A 21,464-nucleotide genomic window follows, 5' to 3' on the forward strand; every position below is an offset into this window, starting at 1 on the left:
GAAGTAGTAAAGAGAAGGCCGTGAGCGCACTGCTCGATCAATATCTGTTGAATCCCATTCTGCAGCTGGCGCCTGGTCAGATTCTGCAATGGGCCATGCTGCAGTTCTACGCCTTCACACTGGTGCTGGTTCGAATCAGCGGCCTGATGATTATCGGCCCTGTCTTCGGGCAGCCGATCTTTCCAACGAATATCCGGGTGCTGTTAATTGTGTGCCTGTCGATTCTGATCACGCCGACGCTGCACGAACAGGTTACCGTTGGTTTTTATCAACTGGATGCTAATCAGGATCACCGACTCAGCCAGGATGAAGTGCCCGCGCATCTGCAGAAACGCTTTGAGGAGCTGCTTGTCAGCAGTGGTCGTCAGGGAGAACGGGAACTGACGGTTAACGATTACCGCTTCGTCACGCATATGCCGGCGTCTCTGTTGGATTATGCCTGGTCGATTCTGGGCGAGTTGACGCTGGGCTTTGCCCTGGGGCTGGGAGTGTTTCTGATTCTGTTGAGTTTGCAGATGGCCGGTCAGATGATTGATCAGCAAGCGGGGATGGCGTTGGGGGAAGTCTTCAATCCCGGCTTTGACATGAACGCGTCGTTGAGTGGCCAGTACCTGTATTACGTGGGGATCGCGGTTTTTCTGCTGATGGAGCCGATCAATGGTCATTTGCTGATGCTTTCGGCATTGATCGATACGTTCCAGATCTTTCCCGTCGGCGAGGGGATTGTCTCAACTAATACGCTGGATCTGTTGCAGTCCCTGATGCATCAGTCGCTGGTACTTTCGATCAAAGTTGCCGCGCCCCTGCTGGCGATCAGTGCCCTGATTTCGCTGGCGATGGGGTACCTGGGACATACGGTTCCCCAGATCAATGTGCTGGTGATCGGCTTTCCGATTCGTGCGATTGTCAGTCTGGTCGTCCTGATCTTCACCCTGTCTGGAGCCGCTGACATTGTGGTCGAATCGATTCCCAGTGCCATCGATCAGATCAGCCGCAGTACCGTGATGTAGTTCGAATTGAGATTCATTCAGCATGGCAGAGAATGATACCGGAGAAAAAACAGAAGACCCGACGGATCGCCGGCGCAATGAAGCCCGCGAGAAGGGGAACATTGCGAAAAGTACCGACCTGAATGCAGCGGGGATGATGCTGGCGACCGCGGGTGTGCTCTACTTCTTTGCGGTCAGTCTGAGCCACGACATGAAGAATCTGATGGAAGCGACGCTGACCAGCCCGGTCTGGCTGCGTGTCGATACCGCGGTCATCATGGAACGCGTGCAGGCGATCATTAAACAGTTTCTGCAGGGGTCTGCTCTGACGATGCTGATGCTGTTTATTGCTGCCATCATCCTGAATATCGTGCAGGTCGGATTCATGATGACCCCGGATGTCCTGCAGATCAAATGGGAACGTTTGAATCCGATTGAAGGTGCCAAGCGGATTGTTTCGATTCGCGGACTGGTCAAGCTGGGAGTCAGCCTGGGAAAAATTACACTGCTGGTGCTGATCGCGGTCTGGTTCAGCTACCTGGTGTTCCCGAATTTTCTCGCGTTGATGGGGGCACCTCCCGAGACCATTATGCGCGACATTTTTAATTCCTCGATCGAGCTGGGCATCCTGCTGGCACTGGCGTTGATTATCCTGGGCGGTTTGGATTTTGCCTTTCAGAAATGGAAGCATGAAAAAGACCTGATGATGAGTAAGCAGGAAGTTCGCGAAGAGATGAAGTCGATGGATGGAGATCCGCTGATCCGCCAGAGACGCCGCGAAGCGCATCGCAAACTGGCTCTCTCGCAGGAACTCTCCCAGGTCGCGACTTCCGATGTCGTGATCACCAACCCGACCCATATTTCGATTGCCATCAAGTACGATCCGGAGAAGATGCCGGCACCGGTTGTTGTGGCCAAAGGGGCAGGGGAGATCGCGTTGCAGATCCGGAAGATCGCCAATGAACATGGGATTCCGATTATCGAACGGAAGCCGCTGGCGCGACAGATGTATCGTGATGTGAAAGCCGGCGAGGAAATTCCTTTCGAGCTGTACGAGGTCTTTGTGGAGATCATGGCCTACGTCTACAATCTGACCGGAAAAACGATGCCGGACGCCCGCTGATCAGCGGCCGCAACCTGATTTCCAGACAAAGATATGCAGAGAGTGGCGATCTGGATTCTATCGGGAAATCAGGAGAATTCTGCGGGTTTTCAGTAAAAACACAGAATTCGTAAAGTGTGCACTGGTGTTTGATTTGCATTCTCACCAAGATATGGAATAGTAAAGTATCTATGCACTGTAGTGGCTTGTTTTGAGGGGATTCAATGCGTTGGGAACATCCGGTTCAGTTCGCATCGCAGAGTGATGTTGGCTTTCGACGACGGAATAATGAAGACTCCATTTCCGTCCGGATCTGTAAGGATCAGGAAAGCTGGCGGGACCATGGGCATTTCTTTCTGGTCGCCGATGGAATGGGGGGGCATGCTGTTGGTGAACTTGCCAGTAAGATCGCCTCTGAAACCGTTCCGCATACCTTCTTCAAAAACAAGCCGGGCCCTGTTGCCAAATCTCTGAAAACCGCCGTCGAAATTGCCAACCAGGCAATTCATGAACGGGGGATGGCCAACCGCGAATTCATGCGGATGGGAACCACCTGCAGCACGCTCTGCCTCTGTCCCGAAGGGGCCGTGATCGGTCATGTCGGCGACAGCCGGGTCTATCGCGTCCGCGAGAACCGGATCGATCAGCTGACCTTCGATCACAGTCTGCAGTGGGAGCTGATTCGCCAGGGACGGATGAAGCCGGAAGAGGTTTACCTGAATGAGCCACGCAATGTGATTACGCGCTCTCTGGGACCAGAGCCGGTGGTCAAAGTCGATATCGAAGGACCCTACCCGGTGCTGGAAGGGGATCGCTATATTCTTTGCAGTGACGGGCTGACCAGTCACCTCAAGGATGATGAGATCGGGATGATCTCCAAGTATCTCGATCCGAGTGATGCCTGTCGGCTGATGGTGAATCTGGCGAACCTCCGCGGCGGTTCTGACAATATCTCAGTGATCATTGTGCGGGTGGGCGATTTGCCTGATGGAAATCTTCCACAGCAGGAGGAGCCTGATGCTGAACCGGAGATCGAACTGGAGAAAGACTATCGGGAATGGTTGTGGCTGGCGGGCGTCTGGGGGGCCTCGCTGATGGTGGCGACCGGTATTGTGATGTGGTTGCTGACCCAGTTTGACAAAGGGGAGTTTCTGGCTTTCGGAGGTATGTCGCTTCTGGTGATGCTGCTTGTCAGAAAAGTGTTCGCCCAACGGGAACTCGGTAAAAATAAGGACTACCTGGATAATAAAACCGTTGAGTGGCGGCCTTATCGATCAGAGCGACTGAAGTTCAACACTGATTTTCTGCAGTACCTGACCACCATGGAATCTGAGTTACAGCGGGCTGCGATGGAAGAAGAGTGGACGATCGAGTGGTCGAATCATAATAAAATTTATTATGAGGCTAAGGAAGAACTCGAGCAGAAGAAGTACCTCAAAGCCTTTCGCGATTTTTCCCGGGCCATCGATATTCTGATGACCGGTCTGCATTCCTATCGGAAGGAAATGGTTCATCAGGCACGCTGGAAGAAAAATCCCCCCACGTCCCCGCAGGGTGAGTAAGCGTCGGCCGGTATGGATGCCCCGTCTGTCCTTTTTGTACACCTGCAGGATATTGCCGATTTAACATTGGACTTCTGCAGTGAATCCGGTATGATCCAGCACTTATTTCAGAGGATCTGAAGGACTTGTGACACGGAGGTCGGTGTGTTCTTTACACAAACAATCAGGCGGAAACTGGGTGTCGGACTGGGGATTATCTTCTTCATGCTGATCCTGCTGGCCTATGGTGCGGTTTCCGGTCTGCTTTCCTATCAAAATACGGTGGCAGACTTTAAATACTCGCTGGACAGCCTGCCCGATCGCGATCGATTGATCGTATCCGTTGTCGCTCTGAATGAACCACTGCAGAAGATCCGCCATTCCCGTCCTGCTGCCAGTGCCCATTATCAGCAGAAATTTAAAGAACAACTGCACGAAGTGGAAAAGAACGAAATTCCAGGCTTTCTGCAGAAGGTCGATCGTCTGCCGGACCCCTCCCTGTCGACGTGGCGCGGGTTTGTTAACTCCCAGTTCAGTCAGCACAGTGCTGTTATGAAGCGCCTGGAACACCTCTCCCTGATGGCGGAGCAACTGGAAGATCCCAAGCAGAGGCTGAAGGTCGCTGAGCAGATGATCCTGGAAGTGGCCCATCTGGAAAGCCTGATTCTGGAAGTCAAAGAAGTCCCATCCAGCACCAAATCGGTGATCGAGCGGGCATCGCGGGTCTATCGTTCCCGCTATAACCTGGTCTGGGTCACATGCCTGATCGTGTTTATTACCTTTGGCTGTCTGATCTGGTATGGCTACAGAACCGTCCTGGCCCCCATCCAGGAACTGCACTCCGGAGCTCGCATTGTGGCCCAGGGGCATTTTGACCATCATTTCGAAATCAAATCGCGAGATGAAATGGCCGAACTGGCCGAAGCCTTCAACAAGATGACACAGCGATTCAAGGAAAAACGGGATGAATTGAATCACAAAGTGGATGAACGCAGCAGGCAACTGGTGCGGTCTGAGCGACTGGCGGGAATCGGTGTGCTGGCTGCCGGGGTGGCCCACGAGATCAATAATCCGCTCTCTGCGATTTCGATGGCTTCCGAATCCCTGCAGGGCCGAATGGGAGATTTGAAGCCACACTGCCCGGAGGATGATCTGGATGTTGTAGAGCAGTATCTGGGGCTGATTCAACGCGAAGCAATGCGCTGTCGGGACATTACCTCCAAACTGCTCGACTTCTCCCGCGGTCAGAATTCGGTTCGCAGCGAAAATGATCTGGTGGCCGTCATTGAAGAGGTCTGTTCGATGGTCAGCCTGATCAAACGTCTCAAAGGACGGAATATCCAGTTTTCCCCGCCGGGAGCCTGTTGGGCCGAGTTTAATCCAGCCGAGATCAAACAGGTTGTGCTCAATATCATGACCAATGCCCTGGAATCCATGGAGGTAGGGGGCAGTCTGGAGATCCAGGTTCGTGAGCATGTCGATTCTGTGACGCTCATTTTCAAAGACGACGGTTGTGGTATGTCGCCGGAAGTCATGGATAGTCTGTTCGATCCCTTCTTTACTCAACGGGCCGATGGAACTGGCACCGGACTGGGCATGTCGATCACGCATCGGATCGTGAAGGACCACGGTGGTGAGATCGAAGTCGAAAGCGCAGGGCCGGGAAAAGGGAGCACATTTTTTGTGGAGCTTCCTAAAAAAGCCAAGCTGCAAAACAAGGCTGCATAAAGATTTAGAAAGCCTGCTGGAGAACCGTTTTTCTCTGATTCTCCGATTGCCACGATTTTCAAAATCTGATATTACACGTCTCTCCCCACTAATGATTCACACAAAGTTAACGATACAGGAGAAAATGGATGTTCTCTGTACAGCAGATTGCTCTCGATAATTCCTATCCCGATCTGATGCAACTCGTGCAGAGAAAGGTCGTGGCTGATCTTCCGGTTCCGGAGAGGTCAGTGTGAACGTTGATCCTCGAAAAGCAGTCGGGGCCTCCTTTCAGGAACAACTGCTTTTCAGAGCCTTTCCCCGATTCCTTCCAGAATACCATTCGGTTAAGAAATTTGTTAAATGGCTTTCTCTTTGACAGGATGTCAAAGCAGGAAGAAGGAGCACAAGTTGAGTAATTCGGTTAATAAATTACGGGTCTTGTTTGTCGATGATGAAGCAGCCATTCGCGAGGTGATGCGCATCGAACTGCCCCGGATGGGACATGATGTCACCATCTGCGAGGACGGTCAGTCGGCATTGACGGCACTGGATAAAATCACATTTGACGCAGCGATTGTCGACTTGCGGATGCCCGGCTTAAGTGGCTGGGATGTGATTGATCATATCAATAAAGTCTCTCCTGAAACCGAAGTGATTATCAGCACCGGTCACGGGAGTATTGACGAAGCGATCCAGGCGATCCGCCGCGGCGCGTATGACTTCCTGCCCAAGCCCTGTAAGCTGATTGATATTGCGACCGTACTGCAGAAAGTGGCTGACAAACGCTCGCTGCAGAACAAGAATTTCGCACTCGAGTCACGGCTGAAAAGTGTGGAAGGCCCCTGTCAGATCGTGGGCGAAACTCCACCAATGCTGCGAGTGAAAAAGCTGATCGAGAAGATCGCACCTACCGACTCGACCGCGTTGATTCTGGGTGAAACCGGGACCGGTAAAGAACTCGTAGCGCGTCGTATTCACGATCTGAGTGCCCGTGCCTCGATGCCGTTTGTACCTGTGAACTGTGGTGCCCTGCCTGAAAATCTGGTAGAGAGCGAACTGTTTGGTCATCGTAAAGGCGCATTTACCGGTGCAGATACTCCCCGTAAAGGGTTGATTGAAATTGCAAACGGCGGAACCCTGTTCCTGGACGAACTGGGTGAGCTGGATAAAACGATGCAGGTCAAATTGCTGCGGTTTCTGGAATCCGGCGAAGTCCGTCGTGTGGGGGACAGCGAGACCTTCCATGTTGATGTGCGAATCGTCTGTGCAACCAACCGGGATCTGCAGGAAATGGTCGGTGAGGGAACCTTCCGTGAAGACCTCTATTTCCGGGTGAATACGTTCGAAATCAATCTGCCTGCGTTACGGGAGCGGAAAGGTGATATTCCGGAAATTTCCCGCGTACTGCTCAAACGGCATCTGAAAAAAGATTCCATTCCCCAGGATATTCTGGCTCCTGAGACCGTCGAAATTCTTCAGGAATACGACTGGAAAGGGAACGTGCGGGAACTGGCAAATGCGTTGGAGCATGCCGTGATTCTGTGGGATGGCGTGCAGATCCAGCCTGCAGATCTGCCTTCCAATCTGACACGAAATTCTTCCATTCCGATGTCGGGTTCGACCAGTGTGAACTGGACCGAAGGGATGGAAGGTAAGACATTACGTGATATCGAGATGGAAGTGATTTATCACGTTCTGGATAAGCACGATGGAGACAAACCCAAGTGTGCTGCCGAGTTGGGAATTGCCTTAAAGACACTGTATAACAAGCTGAATCAGTACCAGACCCGCGCTGCCGGCTGAAGTGCAGGGAATGCTGGCTCATTTGGATACAGTGAAAAAAAATGCTCTGGTAAATTACCAGAGCATTTTTATTTGAGTTTTGCCAGCCTGTGACTCAATGAGCCAGGGGCTGAATTCGCAGCTTAGTATTTACGGATGACGCCGGTGACGACTCCCAGGATGTCCACATTTTTGGAGTAAATGGGCTGCATGCTGGAGTTAGCCGGTTCGAGACGGATCCGGTCGCCTTCTGAGTAGTAGCGTTTCAGAGTCGCTTCCTGACCATCGACCAGAGCAACCACAATGTCACCTTCTTTGCAGGTGTTCTGTTTGTGGACGATGACGTAATCTCCGTCAGCGATCTGATCTTCGATCATGGAGACCCCTTTGACTTTCAGGCAGAACTGATCATCTGGGTCGAACAGTGGTCCGAAGTCGATGTGCTCATCATCCTGTACGGCGAGTACGGGACTGCCGGCAGCGATTTGACCAGCCAGAGGGAGACGAGTCCGTTTCTGGGAGTGGTCACAGAGTTGAATCGCACGAGACATGTGAGACTCGCGGGTGATCAACCCTTTTTTCTCAAGGGCTTTGAGGTGACACATCACACCATTGGGAGAGCGGATGCCAAAGTTGGCTCCGATTTCACGCACGGTGGGGCCGTAGCCACGATTGATAATTTTGTCTTTCAGGAAATCGTAGATCTCCTGCTGTCGTTGGGTAAGGTTTGCTTTGGTGCCTGCCATAACAAAGTACCTCGTTTCTGAATTCTAGGGTGAACTAATCATTGATTCCTGAAACGGCCAGGAATTCTCATTGTTGCCTCAGGCCACACCGGACCTGAGTTAAGAAAAAAGCCGCATACGGATTCAGGAAAATAACAGTAGAGGGTGTTATTGTGAAAAACTAAAAAGTCCTGAATTTTGTATGTGCCCTTATTCTAGTATACTAGCGTGTACAGGACAAGTATGGGGCCCTAAAAACAATCGCGTTTCAACAGCCCCTCAACGGGTTTTGTGGAGAAATTCAAAAAAACTGTTTATAAGTGGCTAAATAACAACACTTTATAATTCGTCTAATTAAAACGGGCTGACTGATGTTTTTCTGAATATTTGATAAAATGTTCATAGATCAGTCCGGCAGATTCAAAAACAGGCTCTGAAAACTTAAGAAACCCTGTTAACCAGCGAATCGGAACCAGAAAGAGATAGGTAGATACACGGATAACAACCAGTAGTTGTTTGATAGTTGTCTATCTCTGAAAGTCTGACCAATATCAGGTTGCCACTAATTAGTTGTATAGTGAGCCTGTTTTCCTACCCGTGAAAATCAAAATTTTCTGGTAAATTTAGGTAAATTTTAGATTAGGTGAAGAAAAGTAAGTGCAGGGAAGGTCTTACTGAGTGCAGGCATTCTATTTCGTGATCAGTCGCCAGACAGGCTCCGCTGAGTTCTGGCGTTTAAGAGAAAGGGGAACGCCCCGTTGTCTACTGACTACTCGAAACGGTGCGGATTCACCCTGATTGAGATTCTGGTGACAATCACCATTATCGGGCTGCTGATCGCACTGTTGATCCCCGCGGTTCAGGCCGTACGTGAAGCTGCACGTAAAATGCAGTGTTCCAATAACCTGCATCAGCTGGGGATTGCCGTTCAGTCTTATCATGAAGCGCACTCGGTACTCCCGTTTGGGGTTGGCCTCGACTATGACGGCCCTATCTCTTCACTGGGGACTCTCGAAGACCGTCGTTATTCCGCGCATGCCATGCTGCTGCCTTATCTGGATCAGTCAGTGGTTTATAACCAGCTCAATTTCAACGTGGCCCCGTTCTATCCATTTGTGAATGCGGCTAACGACGATCAGCAGGAACTGGCCCGTCGATTTGATGAGGTCATTAACGGCCCCGCTGCTGCGGCCCGACTGGGAGTCTTTCTCTGTCCCAGTGATCTGGATCGTCTGCAGAGTCGCTGGGGGACCAATAATTATCGCACGTGCAACGGAAGTTCCTGGTCCGGGCGGGACGGGAATGGCATGTTTGGACAGATCAGCAGTGTGAAACTGGACGATGTCAAAGACGGGCTCACCAACACGGCGATGTTCAGCGAACATGTTAAAGGGAGCTGGGATGATACGCTCATCGATCCACTTTCCGACCTATATAATCTGCAGGGAGTCTGGACCGAGAGCCAGTTCAGTGATGCCTGCGGCCGCCTGACCCCGCAGACCGCGGGGGCGTATCAGTACGATGTGGAGTCGGGACAGACCTGGCTGGCGGGGAACATGAACTGGACCCGCTATAACCATGTACGGACGCCCAATCGCACGAACTGTAAAAACGGATTTACCTGGGACGGAGTGATCCTGAATGCAACCAGTTGGCACACGGGCGGGGTCAATGTACTGATGGGAGATGAGAGCGTGCGTTTCGTCAATGAAAATATCAATGATGAACTCTGGCGTGCCCTGGGTACCCGATCCGGAGGCGAAGCGATCTCAGGGGCAGGCATATGAAGTGTTATCTCACTGCTGTGTTGATCCTGATTCTGGGAGGTGTTTCTGCGCCGGTGCTGGCGCAACCCGAGTCGCGCGAAGCCTATTTCAGCTTTCGCGGAGAAGAGTTCGATAATAAACTGCTCGTTCCCCTTGGCAGGGGGACAGTGCGGTTGTTTCAGCCCCGTCCCGAAGGATTGCTGTTCCGACTTCCTGCAGAGCATAAGCTCCCCACGCTGGGGGTCAGCCCCCGTTTCCAGATTGAGGGGGATTTTGAAATTACTGCTGCGTACGAAGTGCCCGTCTGGAAGGATCCGAAAGCCGGCTATGGAATGGGACCGAGTCTCTACCTGAAACTGAATGACGAGGCTGGGTCAGCAGTCGCGCTGGGACGTCTGCTGCGTCCGGGAAAGAAGCATGTCTTCAGCACCATGCTCTCAAGTACGGTGGATGAGAAACGCAACTATGATGTGAAACTGTATGATACCAGTATCAATTCCGGGAAATTAAAACTGGTTCGGACCGGGGGACTCTTGAAGTTCCTGGTCACGGAAGATTCTCCGAATGAGTTTCGTGAGTTGCGGCAGGTGGAACTGGGAACCGCCGACGTGGAGTTGCTGCGTCTGGGAGTCCAGCAGAGCGATCCGGAAACGCCGGTCCAGGTGCTCTGGAAAGATTTGAGTATCAAAGCCACCGGGTTTCCGAACCATCCCGATTCCCTCGCGAAGGGGAAACAGCTGCATGTGCCCAGCTATCACCCGGCACCTCAACCCGAATCCTTTTCCTTATATTGGAGCCTGGCAGCTGGGATTGGCCTGGTCGTGATGATCGGTGGCGTGATCTGGGTGCGAAAGCGCGGTTGAGCCTCTCCGGGACGAGAGTGATCACTGTCGTTAAAAAGTCTGCTCAGGCTGGCATGGCCTGCTGTTTTCCGGTTAGACTGGATGAATTCCTAACCTGCTGAGGGTTCAGCAAGACGACTCTGATACGTTAATCCATCCAGGAAAGCGGGGCGATGATGTTGCAGAAAGACGATCAGTTCTCAATCGAGCGCAGAGAAGCATTACAGAATATCGGCTGGGCTTTATTGTCAGCAGGATTGCTGCAGGCGGGATCCCCGGCGGGAAGTGTGTTTGCGGCAGAGCAGGGCCCCGGTTTCAAAGACAGCCGGCTGGGAGAACTGAAAGATCTGAATGGTTATTTCCCCTTCACCCCCAGTGAGTCTCCTGAAGCCTGGGAAGAGCGTGCTGAATATGTGCGGCGGCAGATTAAAGTCGCAGCCGGCGTCTGGCCTGAGCCTGAAAACACAAAGATTAACGCCACCGTACACGGCAAAGTGGACCGGGATGAATACACGGTTGAAAAAGTCTTTTTCGAAAGCTCTCCCGGTTTGTATGTAACGGGGAATCTATATCGCCCCAAAGGCAAGCAGGGACCACTGCCGATGGTGCTCTCGCCGCATGGTCATTTTCAGAACGGCCGGTTTTATGACAGTGGTGAAACACGCATCAAAGCGGATATCGAAGCGGGAGCGGAGAAATACGAAGTTGGCGGTCGCTATCCGTTGCAGGCCCGTTGTGTCGAACTGGCACGTATGGGGTGCATGGTCTTTCATTATGACATGCTGGGCTACGCGGATGGGTTCTGCCTGAGCTACGATCTGATTCATCGTTTTGCGAAACAGCGTCCGGAGATGTCGAGAGCCAAAAACTGGGGACTGTTCAGCGCGCAATCGGAACTGCGGCTGATCAGCGCACTGGGACTGCAGACGCTGAACTCTATCAAGGCCCTGGACTGGGTCTGTTCGTTGCCCGAAGTGGATCAATCCCGGATTGGAATTACCGGTGCCAGTGGCGGGGGAACGCAGACATTCATCCTGGCTGCGATCGATGACCGTATCAAGGCGGCTTTTCCGGCGGTGATGGTTTCGACTGCGATGCAGGGGGGCTGTACCTGCGAGAACGCGACCTATCTGCGGATCGAAACGGGGAATGTAGAGTTCGCCGCACTGGTGGCGCCACGGCCGCTGGGGATGACGGCAGCGAATGACTGGACCAAAGAAATTGAAACCAAGGGGCTGCCCGAACTAAAGCAGCATTTCAAAATGATGGGAGCACCGGAGGATGTTGAGGGGAAATATTATTCCTTCCCTCACAATTACAACTATGTCAGCCGGGCAATGATGTACGAGTTTTTCAACAAGCACTTCAAGCTGGGGCTGGAGTCACCGATTGTCGAGGCTGACTTTAAACCGCTGACGAAAGAGGAAATGACCGTCTGGAGCAAAGAGTATCCAGCGCCGCCGGGGGATGAGCAGTCCGAAGTTAAAATTCTACATACGCTGGCACGCAAAAATGCCCGCCAGATCGAAGCACTGACACCCCACGATCAGACATCGCTGGCGGAATATCGTCGCGTGGTGGGTGGGGCGATTGAAGTGATGATTGGGCGTACGTTGCCTGCGGCTGAAGATCTGGAAACCGAAACCATTTCCGAAGATCAGCTGACAGGTTATAAGCAGTACCACACACTGATTAAGAATCAGCGATTCGGTGAAGTGACGCCGGCGCTGTTCTGTCTGCCCGATCAATGGAATCGGAAAGTAGTACTCTGGCTGACTGATGCCGGAAAGTCTGGATTACTCAAAGCAGATGGAAAACTGGTCGATCCCGTGCAGAAGCTGGTCGATGCGGGGACCGCGGTCGCCGGGATTGATGTTTTGTACCAGGGCGAATTCAATCAGATTCAACCTGCTCCCAACGAGATGCCTGTCGTCAAGAATCCACGTGAATTTGCCGGCTACACACTGGGCTATAATCATCCAGTCTTTGCCAGACAGGTGCACGATATTCTGAATGCCCTGGCGTATTGCAAGCATCACGAAAGTCAGCCGCAGTCGATCGCAGTGGCAGGCTTTGGGTTTTCCGGGGTGAGAGCGGCTGCTGCCTGTGCCCATTCACCGGAACTGGTCAAACAACTGGCCGTGGATCCCGGTGGCTTCCGCTTTGCAGAGATTACGAACATTCGTGATCTGCGTCTCTGGCCTGGCGCGGTGAAATATGGTGATGTGCCGGGGCTGCTCTCGCTTTGTGAACCGGCCTCACTCTGGCTGGCCAGCAGCTCGGCCGCTGTCCCGAAACTGGTACAGTCGACTTATAATTCAGCAGGTTTGTTGAACAAGGTGGAACTCTTCCAGGGGAAAGCGAACTCTCAGAACGCGGCGGTCGACTGGCTGCTGAAAGGCTGAGTGCCTCTGGAGTGATTTCGCTTTCCCGCAAGAAAGCAGGTGCATTTTCCATCAGGGGCTGTATACTGATGGATACAGTGTCTGTACGCTTTGGTCGCCGGAGTTTCGGCAGGAAATGAGCAGGGGAGAGTTCGATGCACTCAAATACATTCCGGGAGTTACGACGTTTCTTCGGTCTGGTTCTGTTCCTGACCGCAGGTTTACCCGCGCTGTTGTCTGCTGCCGATCCGGTCGCTTTAAAGTATCAATGGAAGCAGGGGCAGGAGCTGGCTTATCGAATTGAGATCGAAGTGGATCTGGAAGATTCCACGGAGGTGCTCAGTGGAATTGAGCAGTACCGTGTGACAGAAGCGACAGATCACAGTCTGACGATAAGCTGTACCGGCAGCTTGAATTCAATCCGTAATATTAAGCACAAGCAGGGACGTCGGCTGATAATCCCGCCTGCACCGCGGATGCCTCATTCGAATCCCTTTGCGGGACTGACTGGCAGCATGGCCGGGGTGATGAATCCTCATGAGATCGTCATGAACCGGTTTGGGGAGATCGAGACGATCAAAGGGTCATCACTGCTGCCGTATCTGATCGGGCATTTGTCTCAGATCAATCTGATTCCGCTTTCTCCTGCTGGTAAAGCAGAATGGTCTGAGCAGGACAAAGCGAAGATTTCGGTGATCTCATCCGACCGGATGACACTTCCGTTCCGTGGGCCCAATGTGGAGAAAACGCTGGAAGCCAAAAAGTCGACCGAATATGTGATCGAGGGTGAGCAGGGGAATCTTGTGACGATCAAGGTTCAGCACAGCTATCGCACGATTGCAATGGTCGAAGACGGACCTGAGGTGGAACTGACGGGCTCGGGACAGATTCAGTTTGACAAACAACAGGGGGCGGTCAAAGAACTCAAGTTGGATTATAAAATGGTGCGACGCAGTGAATCGTCGACCCATCGGATCCCGATCACGATCACATCGCATCAACTGACGGCGGAAGAGCTGGCACAACAGCAGGCTGCGCAGGCCGAGTTGCGCAAGAAGCATGAAGCTGAAATGCAGAAGCGGGAAGCGGCAGCGAAATTTGAGGTCCCGAAAAACCTGGATGCAGAGCTGACAGGGATTTTGCAGGATCTGTCGACGACGAATCTGCTGCAGCGCAAAACGGCTCTGAAAAAACTGAGTCAGGCGAAACCGACGAAGAAAAATCCGGAAGTGGCGCGGATCCTGATTGGGCTCCTGGAGAGTAAAGACATCACCATCGTTAAGGATGCTTCCGAAGCTCTGGTAGTCTGGTCAACCAAAGAGAATATACCCGCCATGATTCAACTGTTGCCGGAGGTTAATATTCTGGGACAGGAAAACGTGATGCAGGCTATTTTGCAGCTTCAGACCGATGAGGGTACAGAGGCGGTTGCCGGTCTGTTGAGTGATCGGTCCAGAGCTCATCAGGCGGGGAATCAACTGATCAAGTACGGCAGCGATGCAGAGGATGCGGTACTGGAACAGCTTGCCCCTGAAGATTTTCTGACAACGGTGAACGTGATGCGCGTGTTGAAAGAGATTGGCACGGAAAAGAGTCTGAAGAAAATCGATGAAGTGACACGTAAAACGAAGAATAAAAATTTCCGTTTTCAGGCTGCCTCGACGGTCAGGGCCATCGAGGCGCGCGTCAAGTAGTCTGTGACATTACGGCTGTGCGAATTCACCCGGTGCACGAAACTGGGATTCTTCCGGAGCAGCAGTCTTGTCTTGAGCAGGTACTTCATTCGAAATACGAATGATAACTGGTGCTTCCTCTTCGATTTCATCAAGTGATCGGAAGGGGTTGATTTCCAGAGGAGCTTCTTCGAGTTGCGGTTCCGGCTTTGCTTCCACCTTGGGCTGAGGGATAGTCCGGGTCACAACGGGCTTGGATTGAACCGAGACCGTTCGAGTAGCGGTTTTAACCGGTGCCGGATTATCAGGAATTTTCCGGAAGGGTTGTACTTTAACCGGCGCTGCCGATTCCATTTCCTTTTTCAGTGAAACCTGGCTGATCAGTTTGGTTTTCTCAGGGGCCGGTTCGCTTGATGCGAGTGTTTCGCGTTGTTGAGCGCGGGTATCTGCAGAAGCTTTCAGGCTGGCCAGTTGTGTGGGTTTATCCAGTGACCGTGTTTTCTGTGGTGCAGCTGCTTTCGCACTGGTCTGGGGCTGTGTCTGTTTTTCAGCAGACGCTGCTGCCAGTTGCTCTTCCGCTTCTGCTGTCTTATGGGCGAGCATGCGATCTTTCAGCAATGCCAGTTCCGCTGCTCCCTGTCCGGCCGATTTCAGATCCGGGTCCGCTGTGAGGGCGAGGTCGTATTCCTTGAGAGCCAGTTCCCCTTCGCCGCGCTGGGTATGAATATAGGCGACGTTGGCATGGGCTTCTGCTTCCGACATGATGTTGCGGAACATGGTATAGCTCTCTTTGAAGCGTCCCTGATGCCCGACGACCAGCGCGAGGTTATTCATGATCCGCGGATTTTTGGCATCGTTCTGCAGAGCAGCGGCGAGTGCTTTTTCAGCGGCTTCATACTGGCCCCGCTGGTAGAGGGCATAGCCGAAGTCGTTGAGTACTTCTGAGTTATTCGGGTCAAGCTGTTTGGCCTGAGTGAAATAACGGGTGGCTGCAACGGTATCGCCCAGGTGCGAACAGACAATCCCCAGGCGATGGCAGGCCTTCACGCTGTGCGGGTTCTTTTTCAGGTAAGATTCGTATTTCTCCCTGGCCCCGATCCACTCTTTCTGTCTCTCCATCGAGCGAGCGGCAGCGAGAACGTTCTCGTCTTTTTCTTTCCCACCGGGAAGCACAGACTTCACTTTGGAAACCTGTGTATTCAACTGCGTGCATCCCTGGAAAGCGAGAGTGCAGAGGATCAAAGTTGAACAAAACAATCCATTGCTGTTCATAATTGTGTCCTGGCGTTATTTCAGACTGAATTCCGTTTCGATCGAAACCGTGGTGAGAGCGTCGAAATTAAAAGGACGCTCTCAGAGCTTGTGACTGGTACGACTCGATTAAACCGTTATAAAAAGTGGACGGATCCCCCGAAGAATCCGTCCACTGTAGTTGAGGTTGCTCAGCAGGAAACTTCCGGCTTAGAAGAAGCCGATTCCACCGCCACCGAAGCCGGAGCCAAAGCCACCAAAGCCACCAAATCCGCCTCCGTTACCATTGTTACGGAAACCGTTATTGTAGGCACGGTATGCTTCAAACCCTTCAAAGCCTGGTGTGAAGGCCGGAGCAACAACCACCCGTTCGTCAGCATCCTGCACGTTCATCGCCTGCAGCATTTTGACGATGACGTTGCGACGATGCATGTCCAGATCGTCGTTGCCATGAATCGGGTACTTGTATTCAGATTTTTCTGCGACAGACATGGAGCTGGGCTCGATCACCACGGGGAACGGAGTGGAAGCCATGCGGACCGCAATCTGCTTGATGTGGTCTTCGCCTGCAGCATTCAACTTGGCAGTGGAACCAACGAATTCGCTTTCAACGATTACGAAGTCGGAGGCTTCACCATTTTCTTCCTGCTTCTGCCAGATATCATCACTGATGGTTCCCAGCGGGGCTACAGAATCGTGAGGGATCTGAGCCTGGTAACCTTTGTGGTGGCAACCGCTGACCAGCAGTGCTGCTAAAGCAATAGCAGGCAAACTTGCAATTTTGGGTTGTATTGACATCGTTTAATCCCTTGTTTATTTCTTTCACATGTTCGAGGAGAAGCGATGTGATTGATATTTTAATAGTCTCTTATCAGGCGAAGTTAAAGATGATTATTCAGAGAAACCGTAGTCACCGTTGATGTAGTACTTATCAGATTTTGTCTGATGGATGTAATCTTTCTGTTGCTTGTGAATCCGTTTTTTCTGCATGTACCAGACAGTGCTTCTGTGGTGCACATCCGGCTTGCCTTCAATGTTGTTCATGAAGTAGAAGTCGATGTCACCTGGTTCGGTGACTTCCATGCCCGGCAGAATTGTCGGAGCATCTTCCGGTTCCAGCGGATGGACCAGTTCAGGACTGACGAGCACGATCAGCTCGGTTTCATCCCGTTGTACTGATTTGTTAGAGAACAGCGGTCCGACCAGCGGAATGTCTCCGATGAAGGGCACACGGTTCAAGTCACCACGCTGCTGTTCCTGGATCAGACCGGCGATTGCCAGTACCTGACCTTCACGCAGATCGACGGTCGTGCTGACAGACTGAGTATCCAGACCCAGGATTCCATTGACCGACAGGGCAGGGTTGACCTGGCTGAATGTCGGAGTTACCTGGAGACGAATCCGGTCTTTATCGAGTACGGTCGGCAGGAAGGTCAACTGGGTACCAAAGCCTTTGAAGGTAGTGGTTGCTGCCTGAGCCCCACCGACACCAACAACGGTTGGTACAGCAAACTCACCACCAGAGATGAAGTTTGCAGGACGGCCACTGATTGTTACCAGGTTTGGTTCTGCCAGGATCTTGGCATATCCGTTCTGGGCCAGAGCCGAGATGAACAGGTCGACGTGTTTACTGTTGAGTGATGCGGTGACCAGCCCTGAACCGCCATTGGCCAGGTTCTGAGCAACACCGGTGAAGATCTGGCTCCAGCCGAATTCTCCCGCCTGAACGATCAGGTCGGTGCTGGCAGTCCGGGCAGCAGATCGGTCAAGCTGTGCGATTCGCACTTTGAGCATGATCTGTTTTTCACCAGGAACTTTCAGCATATCGATGACAGTGGCTTCCGGCAGCACGGCTCCCCCTGGGAAGGGGTCAGCAGCCTGGCCATCAGCGAAGAGTGAACCGCCTCCAGCACCGTTGGCACCACCGCCAGCTCCCGATCCACCGGAACGGGCACGAATGATTGTGATGATCTGCACGGCTTCCTGCTCATCGCGAGCCTGGCCACGCACAATCAGCTTGTCAGCAAAAGGAATCAGCTGAACTTTGCTGTTGGGAAAGAATTCATTGATCATCTTCTGGAATTCACTGTATTCCATCCGACGCAGGTCATCGATGGAGTTGTCGCCTTCCACTTTCACCTGAACGCTCAGGATTTGTGGGTTGGCTTCTTCTCCCAGCCAGAGGGTCATGGTCGTGGTTCCGGTTTCTTTACCGATCACTTCGACTTCCTGTGACCCGAATGCGACGACTTCAATCTTGGTCGGATCGGCGATCGCGACGCGGAAGACGTCCATTTTCATTTTCAGAATTTTGGAATGCCGCTGCTGGACACTCAGCTCGACTTCAGATTCGTAGATCTGATCAACGAGCTGATGCACCTTTTCTTTGACTTTGGTGCTAGCGACTGGTGTGTTCTTCTTTGCTGCGCCAGTCTTGAAGCCATTTGTTTTGATTTTTCCCGGAACGGGAGGAGCTGGCGGGACCTGTGCAGCAAGGGGCGAAGCCGTCAGAGCAACACCGCAGGCGAGTGCCAGCATTGTGCGTCTTTTCCATAAGGCGTTAATAGACATACTCGTCTCCCAATCCTTTGGTCGTCAGTGTGGATTAAAGGTATATTGGTTGGAACCAGCCCCGAGAAACAGTCTTACCTGGGACTGTGAAATATTCAGTTACTTATTCCGGGGTGTCACTCACTGTCTGCCGTGTCGTTGTATCAGGTCGGATGGTGCAGTTCCCGTTATAGTCGTGCACATCAGGTCCAGAAAAACTGTTGCAGTTATCATAGTGCCTGCAAAGCGGAGATTCGCAAAGACAAATCCCACAGCATCAGTTCTATCGGAACAACCATTACGGAATGTTGATGGTTTTTTTGGGAGGTAGTTCAAGAATGTACAAAATTAGAGATTCTGGCGATTTCAGCAGTTTTCTACTTTATTCCTTATGTGTGTTGAGACGAAACTGAACTATGGTGGGAGAACTCCTGCTCTGGTGTCTGATTGCGTACCATCCAGAGTATATTCAGTGGTGATCCACCAGTTAACCTTACCAGTTAAGTTGTAGATACAACATAAAATATCAAAAGGTGGTCTCATGAATGCGAGTATTGCATTGCTCATTGGTCTGAGTGTATGGCAGTCTGACGGTCAAGTCGCGCCAGCCAACACGGTCAGTGCTCCCGCAACCATTTCTCCTGTTTCTTACGAATGTAATTACCCGGCTTCTCATGAGTGCATGTCGGACGGGTACTGTCAGTCAGGAAGCGGGAATGGTTACTGTGGTGTGTGTGGCAGCAGTTACTGTGATGGCCACTGCAAACTGAAGAAACGCTGCTTGTGCGACTGGAAAACGACGGGCGATATGTATCCCCATTATCCTTATGCTCCAGCATACCATGGCTATTATTACTTCCGGCCATACAACTACACTAACATTTTGCGTCAGAGGGGTGAGATCATCGCCCTGGGAGGAAATCCAAAAGCTCCTTATGCACACAAGATGTTTGACCGGATCTATGAGCAGATTGATCTGACGGCATATGAAGAAGCTCCTGCTGACGGTGACGGTGTCCCGGGGCTGGAACCCATTCATAACGAACTTCCCAGTCTGGAAGACATTCTGAAAAGCAAGTAAGCTGCTGACGGATACCTGACGGACTGATAAGAAATTGAAACAAAAAAGATCTGTGCCTTTGTGTGCAGATCTTTTTTTCGTTTGGGGAACTGGAGTGGGCGAATCTGATTCACCAATTGCAACTGGGGCGTGGAGCATGAGTCAGCGGGAATGGCTGATCTCCCTGGGACTGATCTGGTGCGCATGCCTGTTTCTGATATCTACGGTAACGATCGCGGATCCTGACTTGTGGGGACATACCCTGTACGGGATTCGTGCTCTGGAAGCGGATGTGCTGGTAGAGCACACCGATCCGTTCTGTTATACCGAACCGGGGGCAATCTGGATCAATCATGAATGGTTCACCGAGGATTCCTTCGGCTGGCTCTGGCTGCGATTCGGGAATACCGGGCTCTGGCTCTGGCGCAATTTCTGGCTGCTGATGATTATGATTCCGGGCTGGCTGGCGTTGAGATCACAGCGGGCCAGCCTGGCCGGTGGTCTGTTACTCCTGGTTTATACCGCGTTTTGCCTGTCACAGTTCGTGGTCTTTGTGCGCCCTCAACTGGTGACCTTTGGCTGTTTTGCCTGGACACTCCTGCTGCTGCGTGGCTATCTGGCTGATCCGAGGCGTAAAGCGATCTGGTATCTGCCGGTCCTGATGTTGTTCTGGTCTAATTCGCACGGCGGGTTTCTGGCGGGAGTAGGAGTACAGGGGCTGGTCGTCTGCTGGATGGGCTGGAAAACAACTCAGGGAATGTATCGGTCGGCAGATTTCTGGCGACTGGCATTTGTGATCGCCTTTGCCTGGGCTGTGACGCTGATCAATCCCTACGGGGTCGGTCTGCATCAGATGCTCTGGGATCACCTGGTAACAAAACAGATTGTGCGAGAGTGGCAGCCTTTGTGGGAGGCGCGTCAGGCACTCCTGTATTACATTCCGTTTCTGCTGATTGGCCTGGCGTTTTTCGGATCACGTAAGTGGGAATGGATCGACTTACTGCTCATACTGGTTGTTGCCTATCAGGCACTCAGCCATATCAGGCATGTGGCTCTGCTCGCGATTGCTGTGCTGATCCTGCTGCCGGCACCTTTATCAGAAGGGCTTCACAAACTGTTACCCCGTTTGCATCAGCGCTGGGCGGGCCCGCAGCGTACCGGATTGCGGATGTTACTGGTGGGCGGACTCCTGCTGGGGATCTATGGTCTGTCCGTGCATACGATTGTAAAACTCTGGCAGCAGCAGGTAGCACCCTGGCAGATCGGCGTGGAAACGCAGAGTCGGGCTCCGGGAATGCCTGTGGCTGCTATCGAAGTATTGCAGCAGGCGGATCTGCAGGGGAACATTCTTACCGACTATGGCTGGGCGCAATATGTCATCTGGCAGACCTTTCCCGAGTCACGAATCGCATTTGACGGACGCTATCGGACCGTCTATTCCGCGCAACTGGAACAGGAACTGGTTGAGTTTCAGCAGTTAAATGCGGATTCGACGGGACCAACACCTTTGCTGGATAATTATCCGACAGAGATCCTGTTACTGCCTGCAGGTCAAGCGGTCCAGGGCTATCTGAAGCAACGGACTGACTGGAAACAGGTCTATGCCGATGCGCAGTCCACGATCTGGCTTAAGGATTTGCCTCGTTTTCAACCGATTATCAGTAGAGCCAGGCAGGAATTGCTCCCGGTACCTGAGATTCCACTCTGGATCCTGTTTCCCGGGGATCCTCCCCGGCAGAAACCGGGAGAGGCATCTCTGCAAACAGGACGGTCTACCTGACCGGCAGGAAAGTGAAATGCAATTTTGTGGAATCAGTTTTGATCAGCGACAGGAGCGAGGAGCTGAGCTGGCAGTCGCATCGCGCTCAGCCGGGTTATCCGTATCCAGTTGAAACAGAATTTCGTCTCCCTCAATATCTACGACCGTTAAAAACTGATCGCCAACCTGAATCGTATCACCAATAGAAAGTTCGAGTTCGCAGGTTTGGGTTACCAGGTCTGCCACGTAAGCACCTTTCGTAGGGAAGCAGTGTTCCTGGCCGTTGATTTGTGTCGTCAGGAGAATTTCAACGGCAGGAAGTGTACATAA

At 52.2% G+C, this 21,464-nt stretch carries 16 protein-coding genes; 11 read left to right on the forward strand and 5 right to left on the reverse strand.

Annotation, left to right across the window (positions count from 1 at the left end):
• Window positions 1-20 precede the first annotated feature (20 nt).
• The 5 genes from FYZ48_RS26575 (at window position 21) to FYZ48_RS26595 (ending at window position 7,145) form a co-directional block, all read left to right on the forward strand.
• Window positions 21-1,010, forward strand: coding sequence for a flagellar biosynthetic protein FliR (locus FYZ48_RS26575; RefSeq protein WP_149345532.1), 990 nt, complete (start codon window positions 21-23; stop codon window positions 1,008-1,010).
• Between the two features lie 22 nt (window positions 1,011-1,032).
• Window positions 1,033-2,112, forward strand: a complete 1,080-nt coding sequence (gene flhB, locus FYZ48_RS26580) for a flagellar biosynthesis protein FlhB (RefSeq protein WP_149345533.1) — start codon at window positions 1,033-1,035, stop codon at window positions 2,110-2,112.
• A gap of 203 nt (window positions 2,113-2,315) precedes the next feature.
• Window positions 2,316-3,653 (forward strand): PP2C family protein-serine/threonine phosphatase, encoded by a 1,338-nt coding sequence (locus FYZ48_RS26585; protein ID WP_149345534.1) that lies wholly within the window; start codon window positions 2,316-2,318, stop codon window positions 3,651-3,653.
• A 144-nt stretch (window positions 3,654-3,797) separates the two neighbouring features.
• On the forward strand, window positions 3,798-5,360 hold the full coding sequence (locus FYZ48_RS26590; protein WP_149345535.1) for a sensor histidine kinase: 1,563 nt from the start codon (window positions 3,798-3,800) through the stop codon (window positions 5,358-5,360).
• Between the two features lie 390 nt (window positions 5,361-5,750).
• On the forward strand, window positions 5,751-7,145 hold the full coding sequence (locus FYZ48_RS26595) for a sigma-54-dependent transcriptional regulator (protein WP_149345536.1): 1,395 nt from the start codon (window positions 5,751-5,753) through the stop codon (window positions 7,143-7,145).
• A gap of 122 nt (window positions 7,146-7,267) precedes the next feature.
• On the opposite strand, the gene lexA is transcribed toward FYZ48_RS26595, so the two are convergent.
• Window positions 7,268-7,870 (reverse strand): transcriptional repressor LexA, encoded by a 603-nt coding sequence (lexA, locus tag FYZ48_RS26600; RefSeq protein WP_145039453.1) that lies wholly within the window; start codon window positions 7,868-7,870, stop codon window positions 7,268-7,270.
• Window positions 7,871-8,607: 737 nt separating this feature from the next.
• Here lexA and FYZ48_RS26605 point away from each other — a divergent pair.
• The 4 genes from FYZ48_RS26605 (at window position 8,608) to FYZ48_RS26620 (ending at window position 14,535) form a co-directional block, all read left to right on the forward strand.
• Window positions 8,608-9,636 carry a DUF1559 domain-containing protein gene (locus tag FYZ48_RS26605; RefSeq protein ID WP_149345537.1) on the forward strand — a complete coding sequence of 343 codons (1,029 nt, stop codon included), beginning with the start codon at window positions 8,608-8,610 and terminating at the stop codon, window positions 9,634-9,636.
• A complete protein-coding gene (locus FYZ48_RS26610) occupies window positions 9,633-10,478 on the forward strand; it encodes a DUF1583 domain-containing protein (protein WP_149345538.1) in 846 nt (281 codons plus the stop codon). Before FYZ48_RS26605 ends, FYZ48_RS26610 begins: the two co-directional genes overlap by 4 nt.
• Window positions 10,479-10,630: 152 nt before the next feature.
• The gene (locus FYZ48_RS26615; RefSeq protein ID WP_149345539.1) at window positions 10,631-12,862 is read left to right on the forward strand and encodes an alpha/beta hydrolase family protein; all 2,232 of its coding nucleotides are present in this window, start codon (window positions 10,631-10,633) and stop codon (window positions 12,860-12,862) included.
• Window positions 12,863-12,996: 134 nt separating this feature from the next.
• Entirely contained in the window at window positions 12,997-14,535 is a 1,539-nt protein-coding gene (locus FYZ48_RS26620; RefSeq protein WP_149345540.1) for a HEAT repeat domain-containing protein, read from the forward strand.
• A 9-nt stretch (window positions 14,536-14,544) separates the two neighbouring features.
• Here FYZ48_RS26620 and FYZ48_RS26625 read toward each other — a convergent pair whose 3' ends face one another.
• The 3 genes from FYZ48_RS26625 to FYZ48_RS26635 all read right to left on the reverse strand — a co-directional run bounded on the left by FYZ48_RS26625 (window position 14,545) and on the right by FYZ48_RS26635 (window position 18,336).
• Complete coding sequence (locus FYZ48_RS26625) at window positions 14,545-15,717, reverse strand: tetratricopeptide repeat protein (protein WP_187782240.1); 1,173 nt, start codon at window positions 15,715-15,717, stop codon at window positions 14,545-14,547.
• 258 nt (window positions 15,718-15,975) lie between these two features.
• The gene (locus FYZ48_RS26630) at window positions 15,976-16,563 is read right to left on the reverse strand and encodes a hypothetical protein (RefSeq protein WP_149345542.1); all 588 of its coding nucleotides are present in this window, start codon (window positions 16,561-16,563) and stop codon (window positions 15,976-15,978) included.
• Window positions 16,564-16,656: 93 nt separating this feature from the next.
• A complete protein-coding gene (locus tag FYZ48_RS26635) occupies window positions 16,657-18,336 on the reverse strand; it encodes a type II and III secretion system protein family protein (protein WP_149345543.1) in 1,680 nt (559 codons plus the stop codon).
• A 520-nt stretch (window positions 18,337-18,856) separates the two neighbouring features.
• On the opposite strand from FYZ48_RS26635, the gene FYZ48_RS26640 reads away from it, so the two are divergent.
• On the forward strand, window positions 18,857-19,396 hold the full coding sequence (locus tag FYZ48_RS26640; RefSeq protein ID WP_149345544.1) for a hypothetical protein: 540 nt from the start codon (window positions 18,857-18,859) through the stop codon (window positions 19,394-19,396).
• 136 nt (window positions 19,397-19,532) lie between these two features.
• A complete protein-coding gene (locus FYZ48_RS26645; protein ID WP_149345545.1) occupies window positions 19,533-21,155 on the forward strand; it encodes a hypothetical protein in 1,623 nt (540 codons plus the stop codon).
• A gap of 42 nt (window positions 21,156-21,197) precedes the next feature.
• Here FYZ48_RS26645 and FYZ48_RS26650 read toward each other — a convergent pair whose 3' ends face one another.
• Window positions 21,198-21,380, reverse strand: coding sequence for a hypothetical protein (locus FYZ48_RS26650; protein ID WP_145183200.1), 183 nt, complete (start codon window positions 21,378-21,380; stop codon window positions 21,198-21,200).
• Between the last annotated feature and the right edge of the window lie 84 nt (window positions 21,381-21,464).

Origin of the sequence: Gimesia chilikensis, assembly GCF_008329715.1 — a bacterium.
GTDB lineage: Bacteria > Planctomycetota > Planctomycetia > Planctomycetales > Planctomycetaceae > Gimesia > Gimesia chilikensis.